We start from the raw sequence: 24999 nt of genomic DNA, 5'->3' as shown, positions 1-24999 counted from the left end.
CATGAAGATTCTGGGCCTCTTCCGACATGCCAAGTCCGATTGGGACGATCTGGCGAAGCGCGATTTCGACCGCGGGCTGAACGATCGCGGGCGCAGGGGCGCAGTGCTGATGGGAGAGCACATTCGCGATCACGGCATCAAGTGGGACGTGCTGGTCGCCAGTCCTGCCGAAAGGGTCAAGCAGACGCTCGAAGCGGCGTTGCCCGAGATCGAGCCCGTTTATGACCAGCGGATCTATCTCGCGAGTGCGGATACCATCCTGGAAACAGTGATGGACAAGGCGGGCGATGCAAAGGCCGTGCTCGTCGCAGGCCACAATCCCGGCCTGCAGGAGGTGCTGTTCGAGCTTGTGCCGCATGCCAAGGAGAACGCGCTGTTCTTCGAAGCCGCGCGCAAGTTCCCGACCGCGGCCTATGCCGTGCTCGAACTCGATATCGACGACTGGTCGGAACTGGCGAGTGGCTGCGGGACGCTGGTCTATCTCGCCCGCCCGCGCGATCTCGATCCCGAACTCGGCCCGGAAGACTAGCCCAACAGCTTTCGCGGACCGGGCCCTTCGGCGGCGAGCTCGTCATCCGGATTGTAGAGCTTGCAGTGCTTGAGGCTCAGGCAGCCGCAGCCGATGCACCCGTCAAGCTTGTCGCGCGTCCGCTCGAGCTGCGTGATTTTGGCGTCGAGCTGCCCCCTGATCGACTGGCTGATGGCCTGCCAGTCGCCCGCCGTAGGCGTGCGGCCATGAGGAAGCTTGGCCAGTTCGGTCTCGATTTCCGACAGCGCGAGGCCAAGTTGCTGCGCGATCAGGATGAAGCTGAGCCGCCGTATGTCGCTCCGCAGGAAGCGGCGCTGGTTCCCGCTCGTGCGGATCGGTTCGACCAGCCCCTTATCCTCGTAGAAACGGATTGCCGAGACCGACAGGCCCGTGCGGCGTGCGAGATCGCCGATCGGCAAGAGGTCGGTGGTGCGCAAACGGCGTTGCATGAAGTTCTCCAAACGGGGTCAATTTATTCCTTGACCTCAAGTTAGCTTAAGATTGCACGATGGGCAAGCAAGGTGATTCGGCCCGCCTCTTCATTCGCCGGCTCGCCATCGATCAAAAGGAGATTTGAAATGCCCAAGGGCCAACTCGAACACGCCAATCTGACCGTTACCGATCCCGATCGCAGCGCGGAGCTGCTCAAGAAATTGTGCGGCTGGCACGAACGCTGGCGCGGGCCTTCGCAGCTCGGCGGCTGGACCATACATGTCGGCGACGAGACGACCTATCTGGCGGTCTACACCAATGAGAAGGCCAAGGGCGGCTATGCAAAGGGCGCCCCGCTCAATCACGTGGGCCTGCTGGTCGACGATCTGGACGCTGCCGAGCAGGTAGTGATCGAAGCCGGGCTCGAACCCTTCAACCATGCCGATTACGAACCGGGAAGGCGGTTCTATTTCTTCGATTGGGACGGGATCGAATTCGAGATCGTAAGCTATGAAGGAGAAGGCCAGTGAACGAGCCGCTTCTCCGCGAACCGATGTTCGCGCGTCACAGCAGGCGCGATTGCGATGCTCCGCCTGCCCAGGGCTCATCGGTGCGGTCGAGCGAGATCTCGCCTCCCCACGGCCGGCAAAGCGCGCGTGCGGCGTCGATCCCGCCACCGGCCCAAATGGCGTAGTCTTCGCGCGCCACGATCACCGGCATGCGGGTGTGGGTTTCACGCGCCGCACCCGCTGCGTCGGTCATCACCATTGAATAGCAATCGCCCCATTCGTCGCTGCGCCGCCAGATGCCCGCGCAGGCGAACAGCTCGCTGTCGGGCAAGCAGAGCCATGTGCGCGTCATCCGGCCCTTCGGCCCTTCGGCCTCGGCCCATGCTGTGATCGGGATGAGGCACCGGCGCTCCTCGAAACTGTGTCGCCAGAAGAAGCTGTCGAGCTTGTCGGTGCGGGTATTGTTGACCGGCTTGGGCTTGAGCATTTGGCCGCTCTTGCCCTTCATCTGCAAGGGGAAGCCCCAGTTCATCCGCCTCAGCGCGCCATTCGCAACGACCAACCCGGGATAGCCGGGATAGACCTCGGCGCCAAAGTTCGCGCCGCCAAGCGCGTCCACCGCATCGAACCAGTGCGCCACTTCGCTTGGCACCTTGGTCATGCGGTAGAGATTGCACATCAGGCCCAGTCCTCAGGCATTGCCAACCACGTAGCATGCCGCCGCCATCAACGCCCCGGCCAGCCTGTTCGAACGGAACCGGTCGAGCGCATTGCCGCCATCGCCTGCCTCAAGCGTCGCCACCTGCCACAGCAGGTGCAGGCCGACCGGAAGCAAGGTGAGCAAAGCGATCCAGTCGGGCCGGTAAAGCCAGAAACCCAGCCCCCACAGTGCCATGGCGCCAAGATAGAACATCGCCACGCCGGGCTTCACCGCCTTGCCCAGCCGCAAGGCGGAAGATCGGATGCCGACTAGCGCATCATCCTCGCGATCCTGCAAGGCGTAGATCGTGTCGTAACCGATCACCCACAGCACGGTGCCCGCATAGGCCGCCATGAGCGCATCCCAATTGTCGCTGCGAAGCGCGATCCATCCGACCGGCAAGCCCCAGCTGAACACCAGTCCGAGCCAGGCCTGCGGCCACCAGGTGATCCGCTTCATGAAGGGATAGGCGGCGACCAGCGCGAGGCTGGCGAGCGCGAACAGCTGCGCCTCAAGCCGCAATTGCAGCAGCACCACCAGCCCGACCATGCACAAGAGGAGCAACCAGCCCCACGCGGCCTTGCGGCTCACCCTGCCGCTTGCCACCGGTCGCAGCGCGGTGCGTGCCACTTGCCGGTCGAGATCGGCATCGACGATATCGTTATAGACGCAGCCCGCACCGCGCATCGCCACGCTGCCGAGCAGCAGCCATGCTGCCAGTGCCCACTGTGCTCCCGCGCCCGCCAGCCACACGCCCCACAGGCACGGCCAGAACAGCAGCCACCAGCCGATCGGCCGGTCGAACCGCGCAAGCTGCGCAAGGTCGCGCGGCAGCTGCGGCAGGCGTGCGACGAGGCCCCGATGCTCGCTGTCGGGGACAACCTGCTCGTTCACACGCGCAGCTCCTCGGCCCGCATCGCACGCCAGCCGTGGATGGCAAGGCCGAACATCACGATGTTTCCGACGAGATCGAGCATCCCGAGCGAATTGAGCACCGGTACCTTTACATGGAAATACCAGTCGAACGCGAAGAAGGGCAGCAGGGCGAGCGCGAAAACCAGGAACGCCCGGCTCGTATAGCGCACAAACAGCGTCATCAACCCGAACAGGCATGCCTGCGCCCCGAAGCACCCCATGGTAAAACTCGTCAGGAATGTGCTGTCCCGATATTCGGGAGTGATCGCCAGGTCGATCACGCTCTGCGGGGCGAACAGCGCCCACCCGCCCAGCAGCAGGAACACGGCGGCGATAAGTCGTTGTGAAGCAAGTGCGCTCATGCCGATCACTCTAGCGACCCGCCGCGCGCTCGTCTAACGCCTATGGCATGGCAGCAACACCATCCTGGCCCCCGCGCAGTGCCCCACGCCTGTTCGTTTCGCAGGAACTCGCACAGGGCATTTCGGTCCCAATCGAGGGAAACCAGGCGAACTACCTTGGCCGGGTGATGCGGGTTGCCCCGGGTGATGCCGTGATCCTGTGCGACAATGTGACCGGCGAATGGGCCGCTCGCGTAAGCGAAACCTCCAAGCGCAGCGTCATGCTGGAGGCGATCGAGCGGCTGAGACCGCGCGAGGAAGTGCCCGATTTCTGGCTTTGCGCGGCATTGCTCAAGAAGGACCGCTTCGACCTGGTTCTGGAAAAGGCAACCGAGCTGGGCGTGGCGCGGATCCAGCCGGTGCTCACGCGCCGCTGCGTCGCCGACAAGCTGAATCTCGATCGCGCCCGAAGCATCATGACCGAAGCCGCCGAGCAATGCGCGCGGACCGCCCTGCCCGAAATTGCCGAGCCGGTGAAACTCGATGCACTGCTGAGAGAGTGGCCGGAGGATCGGGTGCTGTTCTTCGCCGACGAGATGGGCGGGGAACCGGCCGCCGCGCGCTTCGCCGCGCACCTGCCGCCAGCGGCGCTGCTGGTTGGCCCCGAAGGCGGCTTCGACGATGCCGAACGCGACGCGATTCGTGCAAAGATCGAAGCCAAACCGATCACGCTCGGCCCGCGAATCCTGCGCGGCGAAACCGCTGCGATTGCGGGAACGGCGCTGTGGATGGGCGCCATGGGGGACTGGGGCGCCAGCTAACAATTCGCTGGCGCGACCTGATTGGGTTGCGTAGAGCAACTGGCATGAGCACGCGTGAAGCTTCAGGGGCGGAAGACCCCATAATCGAGTCGCGCGACCAGCTGGTCGCGCCGATGCAAAAGGGTGAGAAGCCAGAGGCAGCTTGGCGCATCGGCACCGAGCATGAGAAGCTCGTCTACAAGCGGGGCGACTTCCATGCCCCCTCTTACGACGAGCCCTGCGGTATCCGCGACATGCTGCTGAATTTGCAGCGTTTCGGCTGGGAGCCGATCGAGGAAAACGGCAAGGTCATCGCGATGAGAGGCGATGACGGCACGGTCAGCCTCGAGCCTGCCGGCCAGCTCGAACTGTCGGGCGCGCCGCTCGAAAACCTGCACCAGACCTGCGCCGAAACCGGCCGCCATCTGAAGCAGGTGAAGGAAATTGGCGAAGCCTGCGGGGTCGGCTTCCTCGGCCTCGGCATGTGGCCTGATAAGACCCGCGCCGAGCTGCCGATCATGCCCAAGGGGCGCTACGAAATCATGATGCGGCATATGCCGCGGGTCGGCACTCTCGGCCTCGACATGATGCTGCGCACCTGCACCATCCAGGTCAACCTCGACTATTCGAGCGAAGCCGACATGGTGAAGAAGTTCCGCGTGGGATTGGCGCTGCAGCCGCTCGCAACCGCGCTCTTCGCCAATTCGCCGTTCACCGAAGGCAAACCCAACGGCTTCCTCTCCTATCGCAGCCACATCTGGTCGGACACCGACCCGCATCGCACCGGCATGCTGCCCTTCGTATTCGAGGACGGTTTCGGATACGAACGCTACGTCGACTACATGCTCGATGTGCCGATGTACTTCGTTTACCGCGACGGGAAGTATATCGACGCGGCGGGCCTCAGCTTCCGCGATTTCCTGAAGGGCGAACTCTCGGTGCTGCCTGGCGAAAAGCCCACGCAGAGCGACTGGTGGGACCATCTTTCCACGGCGTTTCCGGAAGTCCGCCTCAAGAGCTTCCTCGAAATGCGCGGTGCCGATGGCGGGCCATGGAACCGCATCTGTGCCCTCCCCGCCTTCTGGGTCGGCCTGCTCTATGACCAGGCGGCGCTGGATGCAGCGTGGGACCTGGTCAAGGACTGGTCGATGGACCAGCGCGAAGCCTTGCGCAGCAGCGTTCCGCGGCTCGCGCTCGATGCGGAAATTCCCGGTGGCGGCAAGCTGCTCGATCTCGCCCGCGATGTGCTCGCGATCTCGCGGCAAGGGCTGGCTTCACGGGCGCGCCTCAACTCATCGGGCGACAATGAGACCGGATTCCTCGAACCGCTCGACGAGATCGCCGAAAGCGGCAAGGTGCCTGCGCAGCGCCTGCTGGACCTCTACAATGGCGAATGGGGCGGCGACATCACTCGCGTCTACGAACAAAGCTTCTGAATGGGAGAAAGCGCATGATCCAGATCAACGGCACCATCCGGCTGGCACAAGGCACGATCGCCAATGCCGGGGACACGCTTGAAGCGATCAGGACCATGGTGGCCGCCAGCCGCGCGGAAGACGGTTGCCTTGACTACACCTTTGCGCAGGACCTCAGCGATCCCGATGTGCTGATCATTTACGAGCGCTGGCGCGACCGCGACGCGCTGGCTGCCCATGGCAGCTCGCCCCACATGGCGGCTTTCCGCAAGGTGCTGGCAGCAAACCCGCCGGTGAGCAGCAATTTGCGCATCTACGAAACCGATGAAGGCCAGCCGCTCGGCTGACCTTCCAAACCGGCATCAGCGGTAGGCGGTGATCCGCCCGCTGTCGTCGAGAATGTAGAGCATGTTGTCGGCCACGACCGGCGCCAGGCTGATCGGCTGGTCCAGATCGGCGAACAATTGCGCCGAACCTTCGCCAGTGCTCACCTTGTAGAGCAGCCCGGTCGAGCTCGCGACCCACAGCTGGTTGCTCGCCAGCACCGGCCCGGTCCAGAAAATCGCCCCTTCGCGGTCTTCCTCGTCGCGCCAGCGCGGCAGCTGGGTCAGCCAGCGCACACGGCCAGTCGAACGGGCGATCGCCAGCAGCCGGGCATCGTCGGTGAGCGTGAAGATCCACTCGCCCGCGATTGCCGGGGTGGAAATGCCCGCCAGATTGAGTTCCCAGATGCGCTGGCCGGTCAGCAGTTCATACGCCGCCATGCGGCCGCCCTGCCCCAATGCATAGACGCGACCGGCATCGATGATCGGATCGGCGTCGATATCGCTCAGCGAGCCGACTTCGGTCGAGATCGAGGTACGCGCGAGCGCATCTGCCCACAGCGTACGCCCGTTCTCATAGCGATAGGCGCTCAATTCGCCCGAGGAATAGCCCGCGATTACAGTGCCCTGCCCGGCGGCAGGTGCTGCCACGCCGAACACGCCCGCCTGCGTTGCCGATCCGCCTTCCTGCCAGACCAGGCTGCCATCGGTCGCGTCGAGCGAGAAGATCTGGTTGTCCTGCGTCATCACGTAGATCTGGCCGAAGGCGATGGTCGGCGAGCCGCGCAGCGGCCCTGCCGGATGCACCTTCCAGATTTCCGCACCGGTGTCCGCATTGAGCGCAACGACTTGGCCCACGCCATTGGTGGCATAGACCCGGCCGCCATCGATGCTGGCACCGCCGCCGAAAGCAGCCGCCGCAAGGTTGCTGGCCAGTTCCATGCGATAGCGCCACAAGGGCGCGCCGGTCTTGGCGTCGAAGGCATTGATAACCCCGTCAGTGTCCACGGCAACCAGCTTGCCGCCGCCGATCACGGGGGCTGCGGCGAGCCGCCGCCGGTCGCTCGCCCCGGCGATGTTCGTCGTCCAGACCCGCGTGGGGTTCTCTGCCAGCGCAAGGTGGCCGTATGACTTGCTGGCGGAGCCGCCGGCCTGCGCCCATGCCGCATTGGCCTGTGCGGGCGGCAGCACGACACTGACGCCAGCCAGCGAAGGATCGACCTTGGCGCCGCTTTCGATGCGCGACAGCACCGGAATTCGTTCGCCCAATGTCGGAGTGGTCTTCTTGTCCCCGCCTGCACAGCCCGTCACAACCGTGCCGAGCAGCGTCACTGCGATAAGCGAGCGAGAGAGTTTACGTTTCATCATTTATCGGATCCCGGTCGATTTTGTGGCGGCTATTGCGCAGCCTGTGCCCCGTCGCCAGCGGGAGTCCGCTGGTCATTGATGAAGGCGTCTGCATCCTCGATTGCGTCAACGCCCAGAAGCCCCGCCATCTGCCGGGCGCGCGAGCGCAGCGTATCGGGCACGTCTTCGGAGCGGGCGATTTCGCCGAAAAGTGTTCCGGCGCGCTTGGTGTCGCCCTTTTCGCTATAGGCCATCGCAACCAGCTCGCCGGCGCTGCCGAACCACGGATTGCCGGGCACCGCGAGCGGTTCGAGCCGGGCGATCACCTCAGCGGGGTCGCGGGTGTCGAAACTTGCCGACATTTCGCGGATCGAGGCGAGATCGCGCAGGGCCGGCGGCGTATCCTCGTCGGCGGCGACCTGGGCGTAGATTTTCACGGCGTCGGCGGTGCGCCCCTGGTCCATCGCAATGCCCGCCTGCATCAGCAGTGCGGCAGCCTTGGCCCCGCCTTCGGTTTCCCCGGCGAGCGCTTCGATGGTGGAATTGGCGCTATCGAGATTGCCTGCCTCGGCCTGGTCGAGCGCGGCAACCAGCCGCTCTGAATCGGCTTCCATCGCGGTTTCCTGGCGCGAGTCCCAAAACAGGTAGCCGCCGAACAGCAGCAGGCCGCCAATCACTGCGCCCAACAGCGGCTTGCCGAACTTCTGCGCGAATTCGCGATACTGGTCTTCGCGCACGGCGTCGTCGATTTCGCGCAGCAAGACATCGTCCTGCGCCGCTTTCTTTTCTTCGGAGTTCTTTCCGCTACCCGGTATTAGCGCCACTGGCTGGCTCTTTCCTCATCTGAATGCGCGTGTCGGCGCGCTTTTAGGGGCGTGATGCGCCAACCGCAATGCCGCAGCGACAGTGTCCCCGAAAGGTTGAACCCGAGGTGAAGCGAAGCACCCGGGCATCGATCAGAATTCGCGGCCAAGTACAGCCGCAACCAGCGCGCGATAGCACTCGATCATTTGCGACCGCTCGAAGTTCGTGCGGGCGCGTTCCCGGTTGGCGTCGCCCAGCTTGCGCCGAAGTTCGCCATCTTCTGCAAGCTGCATCAAGCCATTGGCACCCGCGAGCAATTCGCGATTGGCGTCGCAAGGCAGATCTGCCAGCGCGGCAGGCAGGTGCCCGGCCAGGGGCAAGCCAGCCGCCATGGCTTCGAGCACGCCGAGCGTCTGGCCCGTACCTCCGGGTGGCAGAAGGTACATGTCGAACAGCGCCAATGCTTCGGCCCGGTCGCGCACGGTGCCGGGAAGGTGCACGCGGTGGCTTATCTCGAATTTGGCTGCTGCCGAAAGGATCGCATCGCGCGCAGAGCCTTCACCGACAATCACCAGATGCCATTGCTCGGGCAGCGCATTGAAGCCTTCGATCACTCCGATCCAGTCGATGCTGCGATCGAGGGGCGCAATCATGCCGATCCAGTGCTCGCCGTCGCGCTTGCGGACGCGCAGGGCGTCCGGACGCGCCGGGCAATTGACTGCAGCCGTATCGATTCCAGTCGGAATGCAATGGATGCGCGCGCGCGGCTGCTGCCATTCTTCGCTGGCGACGGATGCCAGCGCCGTCGTCGCCACGACGATCCCGTCGATCTTGCCGAACGCGAGCCTGCGATACCATTTCCGCCGTACACGGGATTCACGCCGCGCATCCCAGCCTTCGCCATCCTCGTGATGGAATAGCGGCGGCAGAGCCATGCTGTCGCGAAACAGCGTGTGCGCCATGGCAAGGTCGATCGCAGGCCAGCCATAGGAGAACACCAGGCCATAAGGCTGCATCGCCCTCGCAAGGCGGGCGAAGCGACGCGGCCCGAAGCCGCCTTGCACCTTGGGAAATCCACGCGCGGGGCGAAGTCCTTGCGGGGAAAGCGCGTCGAGCAGCTTTTCCGAATCGCCTCCGTCCGCCAAGACGAATTCGTGGCGCAACCCAGCCCCCAGCCCTGCAATCACCTCGCGTATCCGGTGCAGGGTTACATCCCCGGCTCCGGCTGGAAGGCAATGGAGGATACGCGGCGCTTGCTGGCTCGCTTCGCTCATTCGATCCCGGCCAGAAGCGCATCAATCGCAGCAAGCGATTCGGGCTCGTCGAGCATCGGGGCGTGGCCGACCCGCGGCACAGTGACTGCATTCATTCCCGGATGGCGCGCGCGCATCGCTTTGACCGTCGCGTCGGAGAGAACGTCGGACAGTTCCCCGCGCAGCACCAGCAGCGGCACATTTGCGAGCGCATCGAAGGTTGGCCAGAGGTCCGCCGGAGCCGCGCCGCCGGGCTGGTTGAACGGTTCGGCAATCGCCATGTCATAGTCGAACACGATCCGCCCGTTCTGGCCGAGCACCATCGTGCGCTTCGCCATTTCCAGCCAGGTTTCGATCGCGAAATCGGGGAACCATTTGCCATGTTCTTCCTGCAAGGCGCGCGCCGCGTGCATCCATGTGGGGAAGCTGCGCCCTTGCCCGACGTAATCGCCGATCCGCTCGATCCCGGCCGGATCGACCTCTGGGCCGATATCGTTGAGAACGACCGCAGCGAGCCGGGCCGAATTGATCATTGCAAGCAGCATCGTCATCAACCCGCCCATCGACGTGCCGATCGACACGAAGCGGGTTATGCCAAGTTCCGCCAGCAGCGCTTCGACATCGGCGACATAGGTGATGGGCGAATAGGTATTGGAGTCCTTGGCGTATTCGCTCATCCCGCGGCCGCGCATTTCAGGCACGATCACGCGCCAATCGCCGGCAAGGTGCTCGGCCAGCCCTGCGAAGTCGCGCGCATTGCGAGTCAGCCCGTGCAGGCACAGCACCGGAGGCCGGTCATCCGGCCCCGCATAGTCGCGGTAATGCAGTTTGAGCCCGTCGGGGCTCATCCAGTACTGGTCAGTGTAAGTCGCGCTCATGATGTTGCAGGCCTTGGGCAAATCGCACCGGAAATCAAGTCGCGATGCGGCACAGTGCCCTTGCGGTCGTTACACCAAGCCCCCACTAAGGCTGCATGCCGAGCGATCCACCTGCCGCGCCCTATCGCCCCGATCCGGCTATCGGGGCAATCTCGGGCTGGCTCGGCTCGCCCGTCGATCCCGCCGATTTTCCGCGCTGCCAGACCCGCTTCCGCAATGACCGCTGGGCCGCTGCGGTCGGCCTCAATGGCTTGGACGATTCAGAATGGATCGAGCATTTCGGCCGGTTCCAGCCGCTGCCTGGAAACCTCCCCCAGCCGCTCGCGCTCAAATACCATGGCCACCAGTTCCGCGTGTACAATCCCGAGATCGGCGACGGGCGCGGCTTCCTGTTCGCGCAATTGCGCGACGGGGCTGGCCGCCTGCTCGACCTGGGGACAAAGGGATCCGGCCAGACGCCCTACAGCCGCAGCGGCGACGGAAGGCTGACGTTGAAAGGCGCGGTGCGCGAAATTCTCGCCACCGAAATGCTCGAAGCGCTGGGCGTTGACACATCCAAGACCTTCTCCGTGGTCGAGACAGGCGAGGAGCTTTGGCGCAATGACGAGCCTTCGCCCACGCGATCGGCGGTGATGGTGCGGCTCAGCCATGGCCACATCCGGATCGGCACTTTCCAGCGCCTGATGGCATTGGAGGAGCATGACCGGCTGGAACAGCTCGTCGAATATTGCCTCGCGCAATTCCCCGGCCCGCTTCCGCCGGAAGACGCGCCTGGACGTGACGAACCGGCGGTGATCCTGCTGCACCAAGTGGTCGAGCGGTTGGCCGATCTTGCCGCAAGCTGGATGGTCGCGGGTTTCGTCCACGGCGTGCTCAACACCGACAATATGAACATCTCGGGCGAAAGCTTCGACTATGGCCCGTGGCGCTGGCTGCCTGCATGGGAACCGGGCTTCACCGCAGCCTATTTCGACCAGGGCGGGCTTTACGCATTCGGTCGCCAGCCGGAAGCATTGCACTGGAACTGCAGCCAGCTGGCGGTGGCGCTGCGCCCCTTGGCGGAGAGCGCACCGCTGATCGCGGCGCTCAATCGTTTCGGCCCGCTCTATATGGAAGCGGTGGCGCGGCGGTGGTGCTGGCGCATGGGCCTTGTGCAACGCGGCGGCGAAAGCGACGCTATGCTGGTGGCCGCATGCGAAAAGGCGCTGCGCGAAACGAAGGCACAGCCGGATGCCTTTTTCCACGCGCACCGCGGCGGTCGCGGCGGCGAAGGTGAACTCGGCGAAATTCTCGGCGCTTATCGGTCGATCGAGAGCGAGCATGACTATTGGAGCGACAGCGCGCCGCAAAGCATGCTGATCGACGAGGTCGAAACCATTTGGTCGGCGATCGACGAGCGTGACGATTGGCAGCCGCTGCACGAAAAGGTCGCCGCGATCCGCCGGATGGGCGAAGCGCATGGCCCGGCGCCCGAACCGGCAGGCCATGCCTCCTGTGGCGCGCACAGATGAATTGGGCGACTACTGCACTGTGCAGCATGCTGCGCTGCCCCTTCCCATTTGCGGCTTACCCGACTAACCGCGTGGGCACAGGGGGCCGGTAGTACTGCCGTGAGCGAACAGACCTTCATTTCCTACGAGCCCGCAACCGGCGCCGAATTGTGGCGCGGTGAAGCGAGCGACATCGACGCCTGCGTGCAGGCCGCGCGCCATGCCTGGCCCGAATGGGCATCCAAACCGATCGCCAACCGGGTCGAATTGTTGCGCCGTTTCGCCAATGAAGTGCGTGCGGCCAGCGACGAACTGGCGAGCCTGATCGCGCGAGAAACGGGCAAACCGCTTTGGGAAGCGCGCACCGAAGTCGATTCGGTGATCAACAAGGTCGACATATCGGTCAACGCCTATGCCGAACGCACAGGCAAGAAGAAGCTCGACAGCGCGCTGCAAGGCGCCGCTGCGGTGCGGCACAAGCCGCATGGCGTGCTGGTGGTGCTGGGCCCCTACAATTTCCCCGCTCACCTGCCGAATGGCCATATCGTTCCTGCGCTGATCGCGGGCAACACGGTCGTGTTCAAACCCAGCGAGAAAACGCCCGCGGTCGGCGAGCTGCTGGTCAAATGTTTCCACCGGGCCGGGATCCCCGAAGGCGTGGTCCAGCTGGCGATCGGCGGCATTGACGAAGGCAAGGCGCTGGTCGGCCACAAGGGCATCGACGGGGTGCTGTTCACCGGCTCTGTCCAGGGCGGGATTGCGATCAACCGCATGCTCGCGACCAATCCGGCCAAGATCGTGGCCCTCGAGATGGGCGGCAACAACCCGATCGTGGTGATCGACACGCCGCTGCTTTCGGATGCAGCGGTGCTGATCGTGCAGTCAGCCTTCACCTCTGCGGGGCAACGCTGCACCGCCGCGCGCCGCCTGGTGGTGCTCGAACATCTGTACGAACCGCTGATGCAGGAGTTGCTCAAGCTCACCCGGCGGTTGATCATCGGCGAGCCCTTCGCCGAACCCGCGCCCTATATGGGGCCGGTGATCGACAACCCCACGGCTGAGGCGCTAATGGGGAGCTTCGTGCACCTGATCAGCCATGGCGCAAAGCCGCTCCTGCATATGCGAAGGATCAAGGAAGACCTTCCCTTCCTGACGCCCGGGATCATCGACACGACAGACATGCCCGAACGGCCGGACGTCGAACTGTTCGGCCCGCTGCTGCAAGTGATCCGGGTGAAGGATTTCGATTCTGCGATTGCCGAAGCGAACAACACGCGCTTCGGCCTTTCGGCATCGCTGATCGGAGGCAACCCGCAGGATTACGACCGCTTCTGGGCCAATGTGCGCGCCGGGGTGATCAACTGGAACCGCCCGACCAATGGCGCTTCGTCGGCCGCCCCCTTCGGCGGGATCGGGCTTTCGGGCAATCATCGCCCCTCGGCCTATTATGCGGCCGATTATTGCGCCTATCCGGTCGCGAGCACGGAGATGAAGCAGCCGCGCGCGTCCATCGGGGTTGGCCTGTCCGATAGCTGAAAGCGCCCCTGCACCATGTGATGCAAGAGCGCTTTCCACGGCCTGGTGGAAGCCGTGCCGGGGCCGCCGATAAGAACGGCCCAAGCGAGTAAGCGGGTTGGTAGGTAGCCCGCGAATCGCTGTTTGTTCATATTTATGGATTTCAACATGAACAAAACGCTACGCGCTTTGCGGCCCTCCATTCATCCATAGTTCCGGGATTCCAGCCGCAAGGAATGCTTTCTTGCCGCAAGCCACCCTGCGCACTAGGGGCGCTGGAGCATGCAGACCTCCGATCAGCCGGGCCAGCCATCGGGCCTTTACGCCGCGCTGGGCGCCTATGTGATCTGGGGCTTCCTGCCGCTCTATCTCTTGCTCGTGAAGAGCGTGCCGCCGTTCGAATTCGTCGGTTGGCGCATCATCTGGACGCTGCCGATCTGTATCGTGATCGTGCTGTTTCGCGTCCAGATCCCCGATGTGAAGGCAGCGCTCGCCAATCGCCGCGCCATGCTGGTGCTCGCCGCAAGCGCGATGCTGATCGCGGTGAATTGGTTCGTCTATGTCTGGGCGATCCAGTCGGGCGAAGTCTATGCCGCCAGCCTCGGCTATTACATCAACCCGCTCGTCAATGTGCTGCTCGGCACTTTGCTGCTCAAGGAGCGGTTGTCGCGGCTGCAATGGGCCGCGGTGGCATTGGCCGGAGCGGGCGTTGCCGTGCTGCTGGCAGGCGCACTCACCACCTTGTGGATCAGTGTGACGCTGGCGCTCAGTTTCGGCACCTATGGCCTGCTGCGCAAGCAGGTGCCGGTGGGCTCGCTGCCGGGCCTGACGATCGAAAGCGCGATCCTGCTGCCGCTCGCGGGCGGAATTGCCTGGTGGTATGCGGCCAGCCCGGCTGGCTCGTCATTCGGGCATGACCTGGGCCTGAGCCTGGCGATCGTGCTGGGCGGCGTCGTTACCGCAGTGCCGCTGCTGCTGTTTGCTCTCGCCGCGCGCCGGATGGACTATTCCACGATCGGCTTCTTCCAGTACATCGCCCCTTCGATCGTCTTCATCCTGGGGCTGACCGTATTCGAGCGCCCGCTGCTGCCCGCGCAGATCGCCAGCTTCGCGCTGATCTGGGCGGCTATCGGGCTTTTCGTATGGGATCTGGTGCGGCGGCGGCGCGGCAAGCCTGCTGCGGCCTAACCCGCGATCCGCCAGCCGAGCACTCGCCCGGCGTGGAACGGCACCACTTCGCTGCCGCCCGCCGGAACCGCATCGGGCACCTGCACTTCCGCCCGCTCAAGCGTGATGCTCTCCTGATTCACAGGAAGGCCATAGAATGCCGGACCGTGCAGCGAGGCGAACCCTTCGAACTTGTCCAGCGCACCCTCCTCGTCGAACACGGCGAGATAGCTCTCGATCGCAAAGGGCGCATTGAAAATGCCCGCACAACCGCAGGCCGATTCCTTGGTGTGGCGTTCATGCGGGGCGCTGTCGGTGCCAAGGAAGAATTTGGCATTGCCGCTGGTCGCCGCCTTGCGCAGCGCTAGCCGGTGCGTTTCGCGCTTGGCCACCGGCAGGCAGTAATTATGCGGCTGGATACCGCCCACCAGCATCGCATTGCGATTGATGTGCAGGTGCTGCGGCGTGATAGTCGCGCCGACATTGTTCCCCGCCGCGAGCACGAAATCGACCGCATCGCTGGTGGTGATGTGTTCGAACACGACCTTCAGCCCGGGAAAGTCTCGCGTGATGCGCTTGAGGTGGCGTTCGATAAATTCGGCCTCGCGGTCGAACACATCGATGTCATGGTCGGTGACCTCGCCGTGGACGCACAGTACGATGCCTTCGGCTTCCATTCGCGCCAGCACCGGATCGAGCCGCGCCATATCTGTGACGCCATTGGCCGAATTCGTCGTGGCCCCGGCGGGATAGAGCTTGGCGGCGGTGAACACGCCTTGCGCGGCGCCGCGCGCCAGATCGTCCGCATCGGTATTGTCGGTGAGGTAGCAGGTCATCAGCGGCGTGAACCGCACGCCCTCCGGCACCGCACCCAGTATCCGCTCGCGATAGGCGGAGGCGCTCGTCGCATCGGTCACAGGCGGGATAAGATTGGGCATCACGATCGCGCGGGCAAACTGGCGCGCGGTGTAAGGCACCACGTCACGCATCATTGCGCCATCGCGGAAATGCAGGTGCCAGTCGTCAGGGCGGCGGATCGTGAGCGTATCGGTCATCACGGGTGGCTCTAGTCCTGCAATCGGCCTCTTTCCAGTGCCGATCGCAAGCCCTAGATGCGGCGCGATGAAAATCGGTTTCCTGACTTGCCCCGGCACCATGCCCGGCTCGCCCGTGCGGCGCGACGACGCCTTCGAACACGATCTGCAGGTCGATGCGATCCGCCCTGCACTCGCGGCACGCGGCGGCACGCTGGCCGAGATCGACTGGCGCGCCCCGCTCGAAGCCTTCGCTGGCTGCCAGCTGGTGTTGGTGGGCACGCCGTGGGACTATTGGGATTTCGAGCAGGAATTCCTCGACAAGCTTGATGCGCTCGAAGGCGCCGGGATCGCGGTGTGCAACCCGCCAGCACTGGTGCGCTGGAATTCGCGCAAGACCTACCTGCGCGACCTGGCCGAACGCGGCGCGGCGACCATCCCCACGCTCTGGGTCGAGCAGCCCACTGCGGCCGATATCGAAAACGCTTTCGATCAATTCGGCTGCGATAGGGTCGTCGCCAAGCGGCAGGTGGGCGCGGGCGCGGAAGGCCAGTCGATCCATCGCAAGGGCAAAGTTCCCGCCGGTTGGACGATGCAGCACCCGGCGATGATCCAGCCCTACCTCCCCCAGATCGCCAGCGAGGGCGAATATTCCTTCCTGTTCATCGACGGCGAGTTCTCGCATGCGCTGATCAAGCGACCGGCTGCTGGCGATTACCGCGTGCAGTCGCTCTACGGCGGAACTGAAGAGGCAATCACTCCCGATGCAGGCGACCTCGCTGCGGCAAAGGCGATCGTCAACACGCTGCCGCACGGAACGCCGCTCTATGCGCGGATCGACATGGTGCGCAGTGAGGACGGCCTTTTGCTGATGGAAGCCGAGCTGATCGAACCCTATCTCTATCCCCTGCAGGGGCCGGAACTCGGCCCGCGGCTCGCCGAAGCCATTGCCGGGAGGATTGGAAACTGATGGCTGCCACCCGCCTGTTTACCCGCGCGATCGTTCGCCTTTCGCCGCTGGATGAAGGCGAGGATGTCGCCGCATTCCTGCAAGGGCTCGTCACCAATGATGTGACGGGCAAGCTGCCAGCCTATGCCGCGCTGCTTTCCGCGCAGGGCAAGGCGATGTTCGATTTCCTCGTCTGGCGCGATGGCATCGACCTGCTGCTCGATTGCGAGGCCGAGACCGCCAGCGAACTGGTCAAGCGCCTTTCGCTCTATCGCCTGCGCCGCAAGATCGCGATTGCCGTCGATGACGCACTGGCAGTCCATTGGAGCTCGCAGGAGCAAGACGGAGCAGCGCTGGACCCTCGCCTGCCGCAACTCGGCTGGCGCTGGATTTCCCCGGCACATGCGGGCGATGAGGCAAACGACGAAGCATGGCTGGCGCATCGCCTTGCACTGGGGGTGCCGGAAGGCCGGGCCGAACTGGGCGACATCCTGTGGCTCGAAACCAATGCGGTCGAGCTCAATGGCGTGAGCTTCACCAAGGGCTGCTATGTCGGGCAGGAGAACACCGCCCGTATGAACTGGCGCCAGAAGGTCAACCGGCGGCTACTGGTGTTGCCATTGGCCCATTCAGACGAAAAGCGGCGCAAGTCCGCCTATCCGGACCTGGGCCTGGCAGTCGATCATGTCCGGGTCGAGAATATCGAACCCGCGCTGGCGCCCCAATGGATGAGGCCCGCGCTCAGCCCTGCTGATTGATCAGTTCGAGCGACCCTTCGAGCATCCGTTGTGCGCGGTCGCGCGCGGCAGTCTCGGGCAAGCCAAGCGAGCGCGCCAGCGCGGACCCGATCAGCGCGTCGCCCATCGCCATCAGCACCAGTGCCAGCGTTTCTTCATGGAGCCGCATGACCTTGCCGTGATCCTCGGCCTCTTCCGGCGCAATATCGTCAACCAGCTGGTGGATCGTTTCGACGATCGGGCTCAGCGCATCTTCATTGCCGGTCAGGATCATCCAGCTCGCCAACGCACCCGCGCCTTCCTTGTCGAATGCGTCGAAGGCAAGGTCGACCACTTCGCGCGGGGTCCCCAGCCCCGCCCGGCTGGCGCGCACGGCATCCTTGATCGTCTCGCAAACGGTCTCCGCAAGGTGGCGCGCAAGTTCCTTTTGCAGCCCCAACGCAGAACCGAAATGGTGAAGCAAATTGGCATGGGTGCGCCCAATCCGGGCGGCAACGGCCTTGAGGGTGACCGACTGCGGGCCCGTTTCAATAAGTAATGCGCGCGCCGCCTCCAGTGCGGAATTTCTGGATTCTTCGGGGGTTAGACGCTTGCGACTTGTCATTATTTGTTAAGCCTAATAGATTCCTGATCGATGACCGAGCAGACCTCACTTGACCTAGAACGCTCCACAGCGAGCGGCAAGAGCGACGATGGCGGTATCACCGCTCGTGCCAGCGCAACCCCGGCGGAACACGAGCTGATCGTGCGCGATCGCCGATTCGACCGCAAGGCGATGGTCCCGCGCTGGTGGCATTCGAACGATCCGGTGGCCACCGCTTGGTACAATTCGGTCTCGGCCAGCCTGCCGCGCGGCGAAGCCTTCTTCATCGATACATTGCGCGATTTCCGCGAAGGCTTGCCGCCCAAGCTGGCGAAAGAGATCAAGGCTTTCACGGCGCAGGAAATCAACCACACGCGCGAACACGTCGCGTTCAACAGGCTGGTGTCCGACCACGGATACAATGTCGAAAGCATCGATCAGGGCATCCAGGCCATGCTGGATCTGGCGGCGGGACGGCCCAAGGAATTCAACCTCGCGATCACTATCGCGCTGGAGCATTTCGCCGCGATCATCAGCCGCCAATTGCTCACCGATCCGCGCTATCTCGAAGGTGCAGACCCGGTTGCGGCGGATGTTTGGCGCTGGCATGCGACCGAGGAGATCGAGCACAAGGGGCTGGTCTACGATATCTGGCTGCACGCCACGCGCGACTGGTCGGCCTGGAAACGCTACAAGACGCGCGCGCTCGTCGCCGCGCTGATCACCAGGAAATATTTCGGCAATCGCATCCGCGATGCGATCGGCCTGCTTGAACAGGACGGTTTTTCGCGCCGACAGGCCAAGTGGAAGCTCTATGCTTTCCTGTGGTGGAAGCCGGGCATGATGCGGCGGATGTTCTTCGAATGGGCGACCATCCTCACTCCGGGTTTCCACCCGTGGAAGCATGACGATCGCGCGCTGATCCAGAAGAGCGAAAGCCCCTATGCCGACGCGGTGATGCCCGCCGAGTGATGGCTTTCGCTGGCTGCTCCACACTTACTATTGACACTAATGTAAGTAAGGGATACTTACAGGCCTGTCAGTAACCCCGAATTCCGGAGCATTCAGCGTGAACGCCCCTTCGAAAATCGATCTCGATACAAATCGCCGGTCCGATCCGACCCCGTCCGACCTGACGATCACTGTCCGCGACGAGCGCTTCAACCGCGACCGCACCCCGCGGCGCTGGTGGGCGGGCGAACCCTTCGGCACCGCCTGGCACAATGCCCTGTCGGCCACCTTCCCTCGCGGCGAAGCCTTCTTCATCGAAGCGGTGAAGGCGCATCGCGAAGGCGCATCGCCCAAGCTCGAGGCGGAAATCCGCGCCTTTGTCCGTCAGGAAATCAATCACACCCGTGAACACATCGCTTTCAACAAGCTGGCGGAAGATCACGGCTATGACATCAAGAAGATCGACACCCGCGTTGCGGAAATGCTCGCGCTGACCAAGGATCGCCCGGCAATCCTCAACCTCGCGGTGACGATGGCGCTGGAACACTACACCGCCATGATGGCGCATGAGTTCCTCGCGAACCCCAAGCATTTCGCAAAGGCCGACCCGGAAGTCCGCCAGATGTGGCAGTGGCACGCGATCGAGGAAATCGAGCACAAGGGCGTCGCCTATGACACGTGGATCCACGCGACCAAGGACTGGACGCCGTGGATGCGCTGGAAAGTGCGCAGCCTGATCATGATCTCGGTCACCGGCCGCTTCTTCACCAACCGCTGGAAGGATTCGATCAACCTGCTCGCGCAGGATGGCATCACCGGCTGGAAGGCGCGCTGGGGCCAGTTCAAATACCTCGCATGGTCGCCCGGCGTCGTGCGGCGGATTTTCCCGGCATGGCTGGCCTATTTCAAGCCCGGTTTCCATCCGTGGGACCATGACGATCGCGCGCTGATCAACCTTTACGAAGGCGAATTCTCCGACGCGCTGATGCAGCCGGCCGAATAAGCGCCCTGCCTCACCCAAAATGACGAAACCCCGGCTCCGCAAGGTGCCGGGGTTTCTCTTTGGCTAAGGCTAACTCGCGGATCAGGCGGCGTGTTGCCAGCTGTCCGATCGCATTGCCAGATCGAGCGCATATTCCGCGGCTGGCGCATCCTCGCCACGGCCACAGCTGTGCCGCCGGGTCACGCGGCCAGTCGGAGTGAAGCCGAGCTTGGCCAGCACGCGGCCCGAAGCGGGGTTGTCGAGGAAATGGCTCGCCACCACTTGCGAATGGCCCAGCGTCGCCGCGATCTCGAGCACGCCGCGCCCAGCCTCGCTGGCATAGCCTTGCCCCCAATGCTGGCGAGCGATCCAGTATCCCAGCTCGACATCGGCCTCGTGCGGATCGATGCCAATGCAACCGACCAGCGCCGCGTCACGCGCGCGCGTGATAAGGAACCGCGGGAAGCGCGGATCGACCGGAAGATCGACAAACCGGCGCGCGTCATCGGGTTGGTACGGCCATGGCGCGCGAGCGAGATTGCGCACCACGCCTTCATCGGCGATCCCGGCATGGACCGCCTGCCAGTCCTCCGGCCAGGCCGGCCGCAGCAGCAGCCGCTCGGTGCAATGGAACATGTTCCTTCTCCTCATCGCCCCGCAGCGCCCACTAGGCATGCTGCGTGACACTAGCATTGCGGCGAAAGCTGTTTTCGCCAGGCTGTGAGGGAGAAACGACAAGAGGGAGACGGGTTGGTCCCATCTCCCTCTTTGGCTGCCGGCTTGACCCGGCTGGGACCGTCCCGCTTGGACGATCCCGTTATCGAACCGTCCGGTTATTCGGCTGCTTGCGCAATCATGTCTACCGACACGTATTTGCGGCCAAGCTTGCCCTTGTGGAATCGCACGACGCCGTTTTCGAGCGCGAACAGGGTGTGATCCTTGCCCATGCCGACATTGGTGCCCGGATAGACGCGGGTGCCGCGCTGACGCACGATGATGTTGCCGCCGACCACTTCCTGGCCGCCGAACTTCTTCACACCAAGGCGACGGCCGGCTGAGTCGCGACCGTTACGCGATGAACCGCCTGCTTTCTTATGTGCCATCGTCCGTAATCCTTACTTCTTGGCTTCGGTCTTCTTGGCGGCGGCCTTCTTGGCCGGAGCCTTCTTCGGGGCCGCAACCTTGTCCGCAGCCTTGGCAGTCGCGCCGGTCTTGGCCGGAGCTTCAGCCTTCGCCTTCGTGCTCTTGGTCACTTCGGCGCCCTTGGCGGGTTCCGATGCTTCCTTCTTCGGAGCAGCCTTCTTGGCGGCGCCTTCGCCAACAGCCACGATGCGCAGCAGGGTCATCTGCTGGCGGTGGCCGTTCTTGCGGCGATAGTTGTGGCGGCGACGCTTCTTGAAGACGACGACCTTCTCGCTCTTCGCCTGAGCGATGATTTCCGCCGAAACGGAAACCTTCGAGGCGTCGGCCAGATTGTCGCCTTCACCCGCGAGCAGGACATCGCCCAGCGTCACGGTTTCGCCGGCTTCGCCAGCGAGCTTTTCGACTGCAATTTTGTCTCCGGCGGCAACCCGGTATTGCTTGCCGCCCGTGCGCACTACTGCGAACATGGTGGTTATACTCTCATTCTAAAGCTGTGCCCCAACACTCAGCGAAAGGGCGCACCCGTCGCTCCACCGAATTAGCGGAGCCGGAAAGATGGGTGCCGTTAGGGGAAAGGTGCTGCCAAGTCAACGCCGGATCGCGGCTTTTTGCATCGATTGGGCGAAGCGCGAAGTGCTGGCATCGCTACGCCGCCATGCTATGCGCGGGAGACCGATGAAACGCAAACCTTCCCTCGCCGTATTGCCGTTGCTCGCTTCTGTCGGCTTGCTGGGCGCCTGCGCGGGCGGCTCGGATCGCTATCCGTCGCTTTCCCTGCGCGATTTCGAGCGTGTGCAAGGCAGCTATGCCGCACCCGATTCGGCCGCAGCGGTGCTGCGCCCTGCCCCGCTGGGCGTGACGCAGGTGGCGGAGATCGGCACGGCGCTGGAAGCGGCAGGCGCGCGGCATGCCCGCTTCACGGCCCACGCGGAAACGGCGCGCCCGATCGTGGCCGATGCAGCCGGAACTGGCCCTGAGGACAAGCGCTGGGGGCTCGCACAAGTGGAGATCGCAGAGCTCGATTCGCGCCGCGCGGGCACAGCGGCGCTGCTGGCCGATCTCGACCGGCTCTATGCGGATGCGACGCTTTCTTTCACTGAGCGCGAGCAAGTCGCCCAGGCAAACGCGCAGCTTGAGGGAATCGTCGCGTCGGAAGACCGCGTGATCGGAGAACTGATCGACCTGCTGGCCGGGCCTTCGCGCTAAGCAAAAGGAAAGCGCGGGGTCGACCGTTGGCCAACCCCGCGCTCTGCCGATTCCGGTCCGGGAAGGTAGGGAACTAGATAGTTGCGGCTATCGTCACCACCGCAAGTCCCCATAGGAAAACCAGAACGGGCAGAACCAGTACCTGAGTGGCCGCATCGCGCGGTTTGAGGCGGCCGGTATGCGTCATGATCCCGCGATTGGCGAACTGGCCGGTGCCCATCGCGGGCTTCGCGCCGGTGCCCTGCATGGTTGCCCAGATTGCAGGCACGCCAAATCCGGCGACAATGATGAAAGCGAAGATCACCATCGGGATGATCAGCGCAGGCGCGCCGAACGCCGCGGCCATCAATGCGATAAAGCCGAGGTAGCAGGCCACCGTGGTGCCATAGAGCGCGGTGGGCAGTTCGAATGTGCGATCGACCGTGGTCGGCACATGGGGGGCATCAACGATGGTCGCCTTTTCGGCGATCAGTTCGGGGGCAATCAATTTCGACATGACGATGTCTCCTTCCGTTGAGACGGTTCATGCCGAAGGGGCGATTCGCTTGCCTTGACCTAAGTCAAATCTCTTCGATTAGTCGTTCCAGCGAGCGAGATCCGAATGGTCCGCGGCGCGCGGCTCGATCCAGTGCCAGCCGTCGCCCCGCTTCTCACGCTTCCAGAACCACGCGGCGCTCTTGAGGTGGTCCATGCAGAAATCAACCGCATCGATCGCATCCCTGCGATGTTTCGCCGCCGCCGAAACGCAAACGATCGGTTCGCCCGGACGGAGCTGGCCGATCCGGTGCACCATCAGCAGCCCCAGCAGGTCGAACCGTCCAAATGCCCGGTCGGCCAGTTCGTGCATCCCCGGCAGCGTCAGGGGCTCGTAATGGGTGAGCTCAAGCGCCTCGACGCCTTCGTCGCTGCGGACTTCACCAACAAAGGTGCAGACGCCGCCCAGCCCGGGGTTCGCCTGCACGAATGGCCCGATCAGCATGCCCGGATTGAACGGCTGGCCCAGCAGGCGGATGTCGCGCATCGGCCCGTCCCTAGCCGCCGCTCACTGGCGGGAGCAGCGCAATTTCGTCGCCATCCTGTGCGTCGAGCGCGGTCTTGTCGGCCAAGACCTTTCCGCGGCAAGCGACATTGACGCGCGCCTCCTGCAATTGCCCGGCGATCTCTTCGCCGACAACGGCCAGCAATCCTTGCCAGTCGAGCGGCCCGGGAACCTCGCGGGCAGCCTCGCCAGCCATATCGCGCAGGGGGCCAAGGAAGAGGATGGTCACCGCCATGTCAGCCCCCCGTCACCGACATATGGCGCGGCTGTGCAGGTTCGGCACCGCGCTGGGAAATATCGAAATGGTGCCGCTCGGGCTTGATTCGCATCGCTTCGTCGAGGGCATGTTGCAGGCTCGCATCCGGCTCCTCAGAACGCAGCGCCGCCCGCAAGTCGACCCGCTCGGCCCCGCCGAGGCAGGGATAAAGTTGCCCCGTCGCCGTCACGCGCAATCGGTTGCAGCCCGCGCAGAAATTGTTCGAGAGCGGCGTGATCATGCCGAGCCGCCCGCCCGTCTCCTCAACCCGGCAATAGCGCGCCGGCCCGCCCGTGCTGTCGCTCAGCGGAGTGAGCGTCCATCGCCGCGCCAGTTCATCGTGCACATGGGTGAGCGGCAGGAAGTGATCGACCCGGTCATGCCCGACATCGCCCAGCGGCATCACTTCGATCAAGGTCAGGTCGAAGCCTTCGCCATGCGCCCAGGCGACCAGATCCGCTATCTCGTCCTGATTCACGCCCTTGAGCGCGACGGTGTTGATCTTGACCTTCAGTCCCGCCGACTTTGCAGCGGCAATGCCCTCCAGCACCTGTGGCAACACGTCGCGCCGCGACAGCTCTGCAAAACGGCGTCGGTCGCGCGTGTCGAGCGAGATATTGACCCGTCGCACGCCCGCCGCGGCCAGATCGTCGGCGTGGTCGGCAATCTGCGTCGCATTGGTGGTGAGGGTCAGTTCCTCCAGGCCCTTTCCCAGTTCGCGGCCCAGCGCCCGGAACAGGTCGATGATGTCCCTGCGCACCAACGGCTCGCCGCCGGTCACGCGAATCTTGGAAACCCCACGCGCGATGAAGCCCAGCGCGAGCCGATGGAGCTCTTCCAGCGACAACACCTCGCTGCGCGGCAGGAACCGCATCCGCTCGGGCATGCAATAGGAACAGCGCAGATCGCAGCGATCGGTGACCGAAAGCCGGAGGTAGCTGACCCGGCGGCCGAAACCGTCGAACATCGGGCGCGCATCGGCCCGTGGAAGCAAGACGTCCCTAATCCTGCTCATGCAGCGGAAGATATTGCCCGGTTATCCCGGGCGCATCCATCAGATATTCAAGCATGGCCGCAAGCGCCTCGGGGGGCGATCCGCCACCGACAACATTGACCCGCTGCGGCGCATGGGCCCGCGCAAGGTCGCGAGCCAGCGCACGGCGCCAGTCGTCATGGTCGGTCGGTGCGTGTGGGAGCACGATCGCCAGCGCAGCTGCCCCGGTAGAGAGCCTCTCTCGCGCGCGCTCCAGATGTGTGCAGTGAAATGCGGCGGAGGCATCGATCGGCGCCTCGGGCAAGGCATCGATCCGCAGTTCCGCCTGCGCCATGCTATCTGCGCTCGCGGTGAAGCGTGATGCCGATCTTCTCATTCGCTTCGGCGATTGCGAGCTTCACGATCTTCACCGTCACCGCCTCGACCCGCGCATCCTGCGCAAACAAGGTCGCGCAAATATGGTCGGCGACGGCTTCGATCAGCTTGAAATGCACCCCTTCGGGCAAGGCATCCGAAGCCGCGAACTTCAAATCCATGTAGTTCTTGCTGGCATCGAGCGGAGTGTCGGGCGCGTAGCGGTCAGCCACCTTGAGCCGCGCCTGGATCGTGATCCTGAGCGGCTGGGGCTTGCCCGTCTCTTCCGAATAGATGCCGGTAAGGACATCGTGTTCGAAATCGGCGACTTCGAGAATGAGCGAATCGGTCAT

Annotated in this window: 32 protein-coding genes; 13 read left to right on the top strand and 19 right to left on the bottom strand. The window is 64.0% G+C overall.

The window, feature by feature from the left end:
- Nucleotide 1: 1 nt before the first annotated feature.
- Nucleotides 2–529 carry a SixA phosphatase family protein gene (locus tag ACUJ47_RS01405; protein ID WP_445536690.1) on the top strand — a complete coding sequence of 176 codons (528 nt, stop codon included), beginning with the start codon at nt 2–4 and terminating at the stop codon, nt 527–529.
- Here the strand turns inward: ACUJ47_RS01405 and soxR are convergent.
- Nucleotides 526–978 (bottom strand): redox-sensitive transcriptional activator SoxR, encoded by a 453-nt coding sequence (gene soxR, locus ACUJ47_RS01400; RefSeq protein ID WP_445536689.1) that lies wholly within the window; start codon nt 976–978, stop codon nt 526–528. The two genes, ACUJ47_RS01405 and soxR, sit on opposite strands and share 4 nt — an antisense overlap.
- 129 nt (nt 979–1107) lie before the next feature.
- Here soxR and ACUJ47_RS01395 point away from each other — a divergent pair, with 129 nt between their 5' ends.
- A complete protein-coding gene (locus ACUJ47_RS01395) occupies nt 1108–1491 on the top strand; it encodes a VOC family protein (protein WP_445536688.1) in 384 nt (127 codons plus the stop codon).
- 34 nt (nt 1492–1525) lie between these two features.
- Here the strand turns inward: ACUJ47_RS01395 and ACUJ47_RS01390 are convergent, their stop codons facing one another.
- The 3 genes from ACUJ47_RS01390 to ACUJ47_RS01380 are packed head-to-tail and all read right to left on the bottom strand — an operon-like array spanning nt 1526 to nt 3447.
- Nucleotides 1526–2149: an SOS response-associated peptidase gene (locus tag ACUJ47_RS01390; protein WP_445536687.1), complete on the bottom strand. Its 624-nt coding sequence runs from the start codon at nt 2147–2149 to the stop codon at nt 1526–1528.
- Nucleotides 2150–2161: 12 nt separating this feature from the next.
- Nucleotides 2162–3064, bottom strand: a complete 903-nt coding sequence (ubiA, locus tag ACUJ47_RS01385) for a 4-hydroxybenzoate octaprenyltransferase (protein WP_445536686.1) — start codon at nt 3062–3064, stop codon at nt 2162–2164.
- Nucleotides 3061–3447, bottom strand: a complete 387-nt coding sequence (locus ACUJ47_RS01380) for a hypothetical protein (protein WP_445536685.1) — start codon at nt 3445–3447, stop codon at nt 3061–3063. The genes ubiA and ACUJ47_RS01380 overlap by 4 nt, the downstream gene beginning before the upstream one ends.
- A gap of 47 nt (nt 3448–3494) precedes the next feature.
- Here ACUJ47_RS01380 and ACUJ47_RS01375 point away from each other — a divergent pair, with 47 nt between their 5' ends.
- Genes ACUJ47_RS01375 through ACUJ47_RS01365 form a run of 3 tightly spaced genes read left to right on the top strand, consistent with a single transcriptional unit; the run spans nt 3495 to nt 5988 of the window.
- Nucleotides 3495–4247 carry a 16S rRNA (uracil(1498)-N(3))-methyltransferase gene (locus tag ACUJ47_RS01375; protein WP_445536684.1) on the top strand — a complete coding sequence of 251 codons (753 nt, stop codon included), beginning with the start codon at nt 3495–3497 and terminating at the stop codon, nt 4245–4247.
- Nucleotides 4248–4291: 44 nt separating this feature from the next.
- Nucleotides 4292–5662 (top strand): glutamate--cysteine ligase, encoded by a 1371-nt coding sequence (locus tag ACUJ47_RS01370; protein WP_445536683.1) that lies wholly within the window; start codon nt 4292–4294, stop codon nt 5660–5662.
- A gap of 14 nt (nt 5663–5676) precedes the next feature.
- Nucleotides 5677–5988 carry a putative quinol monooxygenase gene (locus ACUJ47_RS01365; RefSeq protein ID WP_445536682.1) on the top strand — a complete coding sequence of 104 codons (312 nt, stop codon included), beginning with the start codon at nt 5677–5679 and terminating at the stop codon, nt 5986–5988.
- Between the two features lie 15 nt (nt 5989–6003).
- Here the strand turns inward: ACUJ47_RS01365 and ACUJ47_RS01360 are convergent, their stop codons facing one another.
- The 4 genes from ACUJ47_RS01360 to ACUJ47_RS01345 all read right to left on the bottom strand — a co-directional run bounded on the left by ACUJ47_RS01360 (nt 6004) and on the right by ACUJ47_RS01345 (nt 10246).
- Nucleotides 6004–7332 carry an outer membrane protein assembly factor BamB family protein gene (locus ACUJ47_RS01360; protein WP_445536681.1) on the bottom strand — a complete coding sequence of 443 codons (1329 nt, stop codon included), beginning with the start codon at nt 7330–7332 and terminating at the stop codon, nt 6004–6006.
- 29 nt (nt 7333–7361) lie between these two features.
- Complete coding sequence (locus ACUJ47_RS01355; RefSeq protein WP_445536680.1) at nt 7362–8135, bottom strand: tetratricopeptide repeat protein; 774 nt, start codon at nt 8133–8135, stop codon at nt 7362–7364.
- Between the two features lie 132 nt (nt 8136–8267).
- Nucleotides 8268–9389: a glycosyltransferase family 4 protein gene (locus ACUJ47_RS01350; RefSeq protein WP_445536679.1), complete on the bottom strand. Its 1122-nt coding sequence runs from the start codon at nt 9387–9389 to the stop codon at nt 8268–8270.
- Nucleotides 9386–10246, bottom strand: a complete 861-nt coding sequence (locus tag ACUJ47_RS01345; protein WP_445536678.1) for an alpha/beta fold hydrolase — start codon at nt 10244–10246, stop codon at nt 9386–9388. Before ACUJ47_RS01345 ends, ACUJ47_RS01350 begins: the two co-directional genes overlap by 4 nt.
- A 95-nt stretch (nt 10247–10341) precedes the next feature.
- Between ACUJ47_RS01345 and ACUJ47_RS01340 the strand changes: the two genes are divergently transcribed.
- The 3 genes from ACUJ47_RS01340 to rarD all read left to right on the top strand — a co-directional run bounded on the left by ACUJ47_RS01340 (nt 10342) and on the right by rarD (nt 14439).
- Entirely contained in the window at nt 10342–11757 is a 1416-nt protein-coding gene (locus ACUJ47_RS01340) for a protein adenylyltransferase SelO (RefSeq protein WP_445536677.1), read from the top strand.
- Between the two features lie 48 nt (nt 11758–11805).
- Entirely contained in the window at nt 11806–13272 is a 1467-nt protein-coding gene (astD, locus tag ACUJ47_RS01335; protein ID WP_445536676.1) for a succinylglutamate-semialdehyde dehydrogenase, read from the top strand.
- Nucleotides 13273–13533: 261 nt separating this feature from the next.
- On the top strand, nt 13534–14439 hold the full coding sequence (gene rarD, locus ACUJ47_RS01330; RefSeq protein WP_445536675.1) for an EamA family transporter RarD: 906 nt from the start codon (nt 13534–13536) through the stop codon (nt 14437–14439).
- Here the strand turns inward: rarD and pyrC are convergent.
- Complete coding sequence (pyrC, locus tag ACUJ47_RS01325; protein ID WP_445536674.1) at nt 14436–15473, bottom strand: dihydroorotase; 1038 nt, start codon at nt 15471–15473, stop codon at nt 14436–14438. The two genes, rarD and pyrC, sit on opposite strands and share 4 nt — an antisense overlap.
- 67 nt (nt 15474–15540) lie before the next feature.
- On the opposite strand from pyrC, the gene ACUJ47_RS01320 reads away from it, so the two are divergent.
- Complete coding sequence (locus ACUJ47_RS01320) at nt 15541–16422, top strand: ATP-grasp domain-containing protein (protein WP_445536673.1); 882 nt, start codon at nt 15541–15543, stop codon at nt 16420–16422.
- Nucleotides 16422–17159 carry a CAF17-like 4Fe-4S cluster assembly/insertion protein YgfZ gene (gene ygfZ, locus ACUJ47_RS01315; RefSeq protein ID WP_445536672.1) on the top strand — a complete coding sequence of 246 codons (738 nt, stop codon included), beginning with the start codon at nt 16422–16424 and terminating at the stop codon, nt 17157–17159. The genes ACUJ47_RS01320 and ygfZ overlap by 1 nt, the downstream gene beginning before the upstream one ends.
- Here ygfZ and ACUJ47_RS01310 read toward each other — a convergent pair.
- Nucleotides 17143–17742, bottom strand: a complete 600-nt coding sequence (locus ACUJ47_RS01310) for a TetR/AcrR family transcriptional regulator (protein ID WP_445536671.1) — start codon at nt 17740–17742, stop codon at nt 17143–17145. The genes ygfZ and ACUJ47_RS01310 overlap by 17 nt on opposite strands.
- Nucleotides 17743–17772: 30 nt before the next feature.
- On the opposite strand from ACUJ47_RS01310, the gene ACUJ47_RS01305 reads away from it, so the two are divergent.
- Together ACUJ47_RS01305 and ACUJ47_RS01300 are read left to right on the top strand one after the other, a co-directional pair.
- The gene (locus tag ACUJ47_RS01305; protein ID WP_445536670.1) at nt 17773–18693 is read left to right on the top strand and encodes a metal-dependent hydrolase; all 921 of its coding nucleotides are present in this window, start codon (nt 17773–17775) and stop codon (nt 18691–18693) included.
- Between the two features lie 97 nt (nt 18694–18790).
- Entirely contained in the window at nt 18791–19675 is an 885-nt protein-coding gene (locus ACUJ47_RS01300) for a metal-dependent hydrolase (protein ID WP_445536669.1), read from the top strand.
- A gap of 81 nt (nt 19676–19756) precedes the next feature.
- Here ACUJ47_RS01300 and ACUJ47_RS01295 read toward each other — a convergent pair whose 3' ends face one another.
- From ACUJ47_RS01295 to rplU, 3 genes are all read right to left on the bottom strand, one after another.
- Nucleotides 19757–20290, bottom strand: coding sequence for a GNAT family N-acetyltransferase (locus ACUJ47_RS01295; RefSeq protein WP_445536668.1), 534 nt, complete (start codon nt 20288–20290; stop codon nt 19757–19759).
- A 197-nt stretch (nt 20291–20487) separates the two neighbouring features.
- Entirely contained in the window at nt 20488–20757 is a 270-nt protein-coding gene (rpmA, locus tag ACUJ47_RS01290) for a 50S ribosomal protein L27 (RefSeq protein ID WP_354144701.1), read from the bottom strand.
- 12 nt (nt 20758–20769) lie between these two features.
- The gene (gene rplU, locus ACUJ47_RS01285) at nt 20770–21264 is read right to left on the bottom strand and encodes a 50S ribosomal protein L21 (protein WP_445536667.1); all 495 of its coding nucleotides are present in this window, start codon (nt 21262–21264) and stop codon (nt 20770–20772) included.
- Nucleotides 21265–21472: 208 nt separating this feature from the next.
- On the opposite strand from rplU, the gene ACUJ47_RS01280 reads away from it, so the two are divergent.
- Complete coding sequence (locus ACUJ47_RS01280) at nt 21473–22003, top strand: hypothetical protein (protein ID WP_445536666.1); 531 nt, start codon at nt 21473–21475, stop codon at nt 22001–22003.
- 73 nt (nt 22004–22076) lie between these two features.
- Here the strand turns inward: ACUJ47_RS01280 and ACUJ47_RS01275 are convergent, their stop codons facing one another.
- The 6 genes from ACUJ47_RS01275 to ACUJ47_RS01250 form a co-directional block, all read right to left on the bottom strand.
- The gene (locus ACUJ47_RS01275) at nt 22077–22499 is read right to left on the bottom strand and encodes a hypothetical protein (protein ID WP_445536665.1); all 423 of its coding nucleotides are present in this window, start codon (nt 22497–22499) and stop codon (nt 22077–22079) included.
- A gap of 78 nt (nt 22500–22577) precedes the next feature.
- Nucleotides 22578–23024: a molybdenum cofactor biosynthesis protein MoaE gene (locus tag ACUJ47_RS01270; RefSeq protein ID WP_445536664.1), complete on the bottom strand. Its 447-nt coding sequence runs from the start codon at nt 23022–23024 to the stop codon at nt 22578–22580.
- A gap of 10 nt (nt 23025–23034) precedes the next feature.
- On the bottom strand, nt 23035–23277 hold the full coding sequence (locus tag ACUJ47_RS01265; protein WP_445536663.1) for a MoaD/ThiS family protein: 243 nt from the start codon (nt 23275–23277) through the stop codon (nt 23035–23037).
- Between the two features lies 1 nt (nt 23278).
- The gene (gene moaA, locus ACUJ47_RS01260) at nt 23279–24313 is read right to left on the bottom strand and encodes a GTP 3',8-cyclase MoaA (RefSeq protein ID WP_445536662.1); all 1035 of its coding nucleotides are present in this window, start codon (nt 24311–24313) and stop codon (nt 23279–23281) included.
- Complete coding sequence (locus tag ACUJ47_RS01255) at nt 24300–24626, bottom strand: Rossmann fold domain-containing protein (protein ID WP_445536661.1); 327 nt, start codon at nt 24624–24626, stop codon at nt 24300–24302. Before ACUJ47_RS01255 ends, moaA begins: the two co-directional genes overlap by 14 nt.
- 1 nt (nt 24627) lies before the next feature.
- On the bottom strand, nt 24628–24999 hold the full coding sequence (locus ACUJ47_RS01250; protein ID WP_445536660.1) for a dihydroneopterin aldolase: 372 nt from the start codon (nt 24997–24999) through the stop codon (nt 24628–24630).

This window comes from Altererythrobacter sp. Z27 (genome assembly GCF_052683155.1).
Note: the sequence above shows the minus strand (reverse complement) of the source record. Positions and strands in the feature narration are given on the sequence as shown.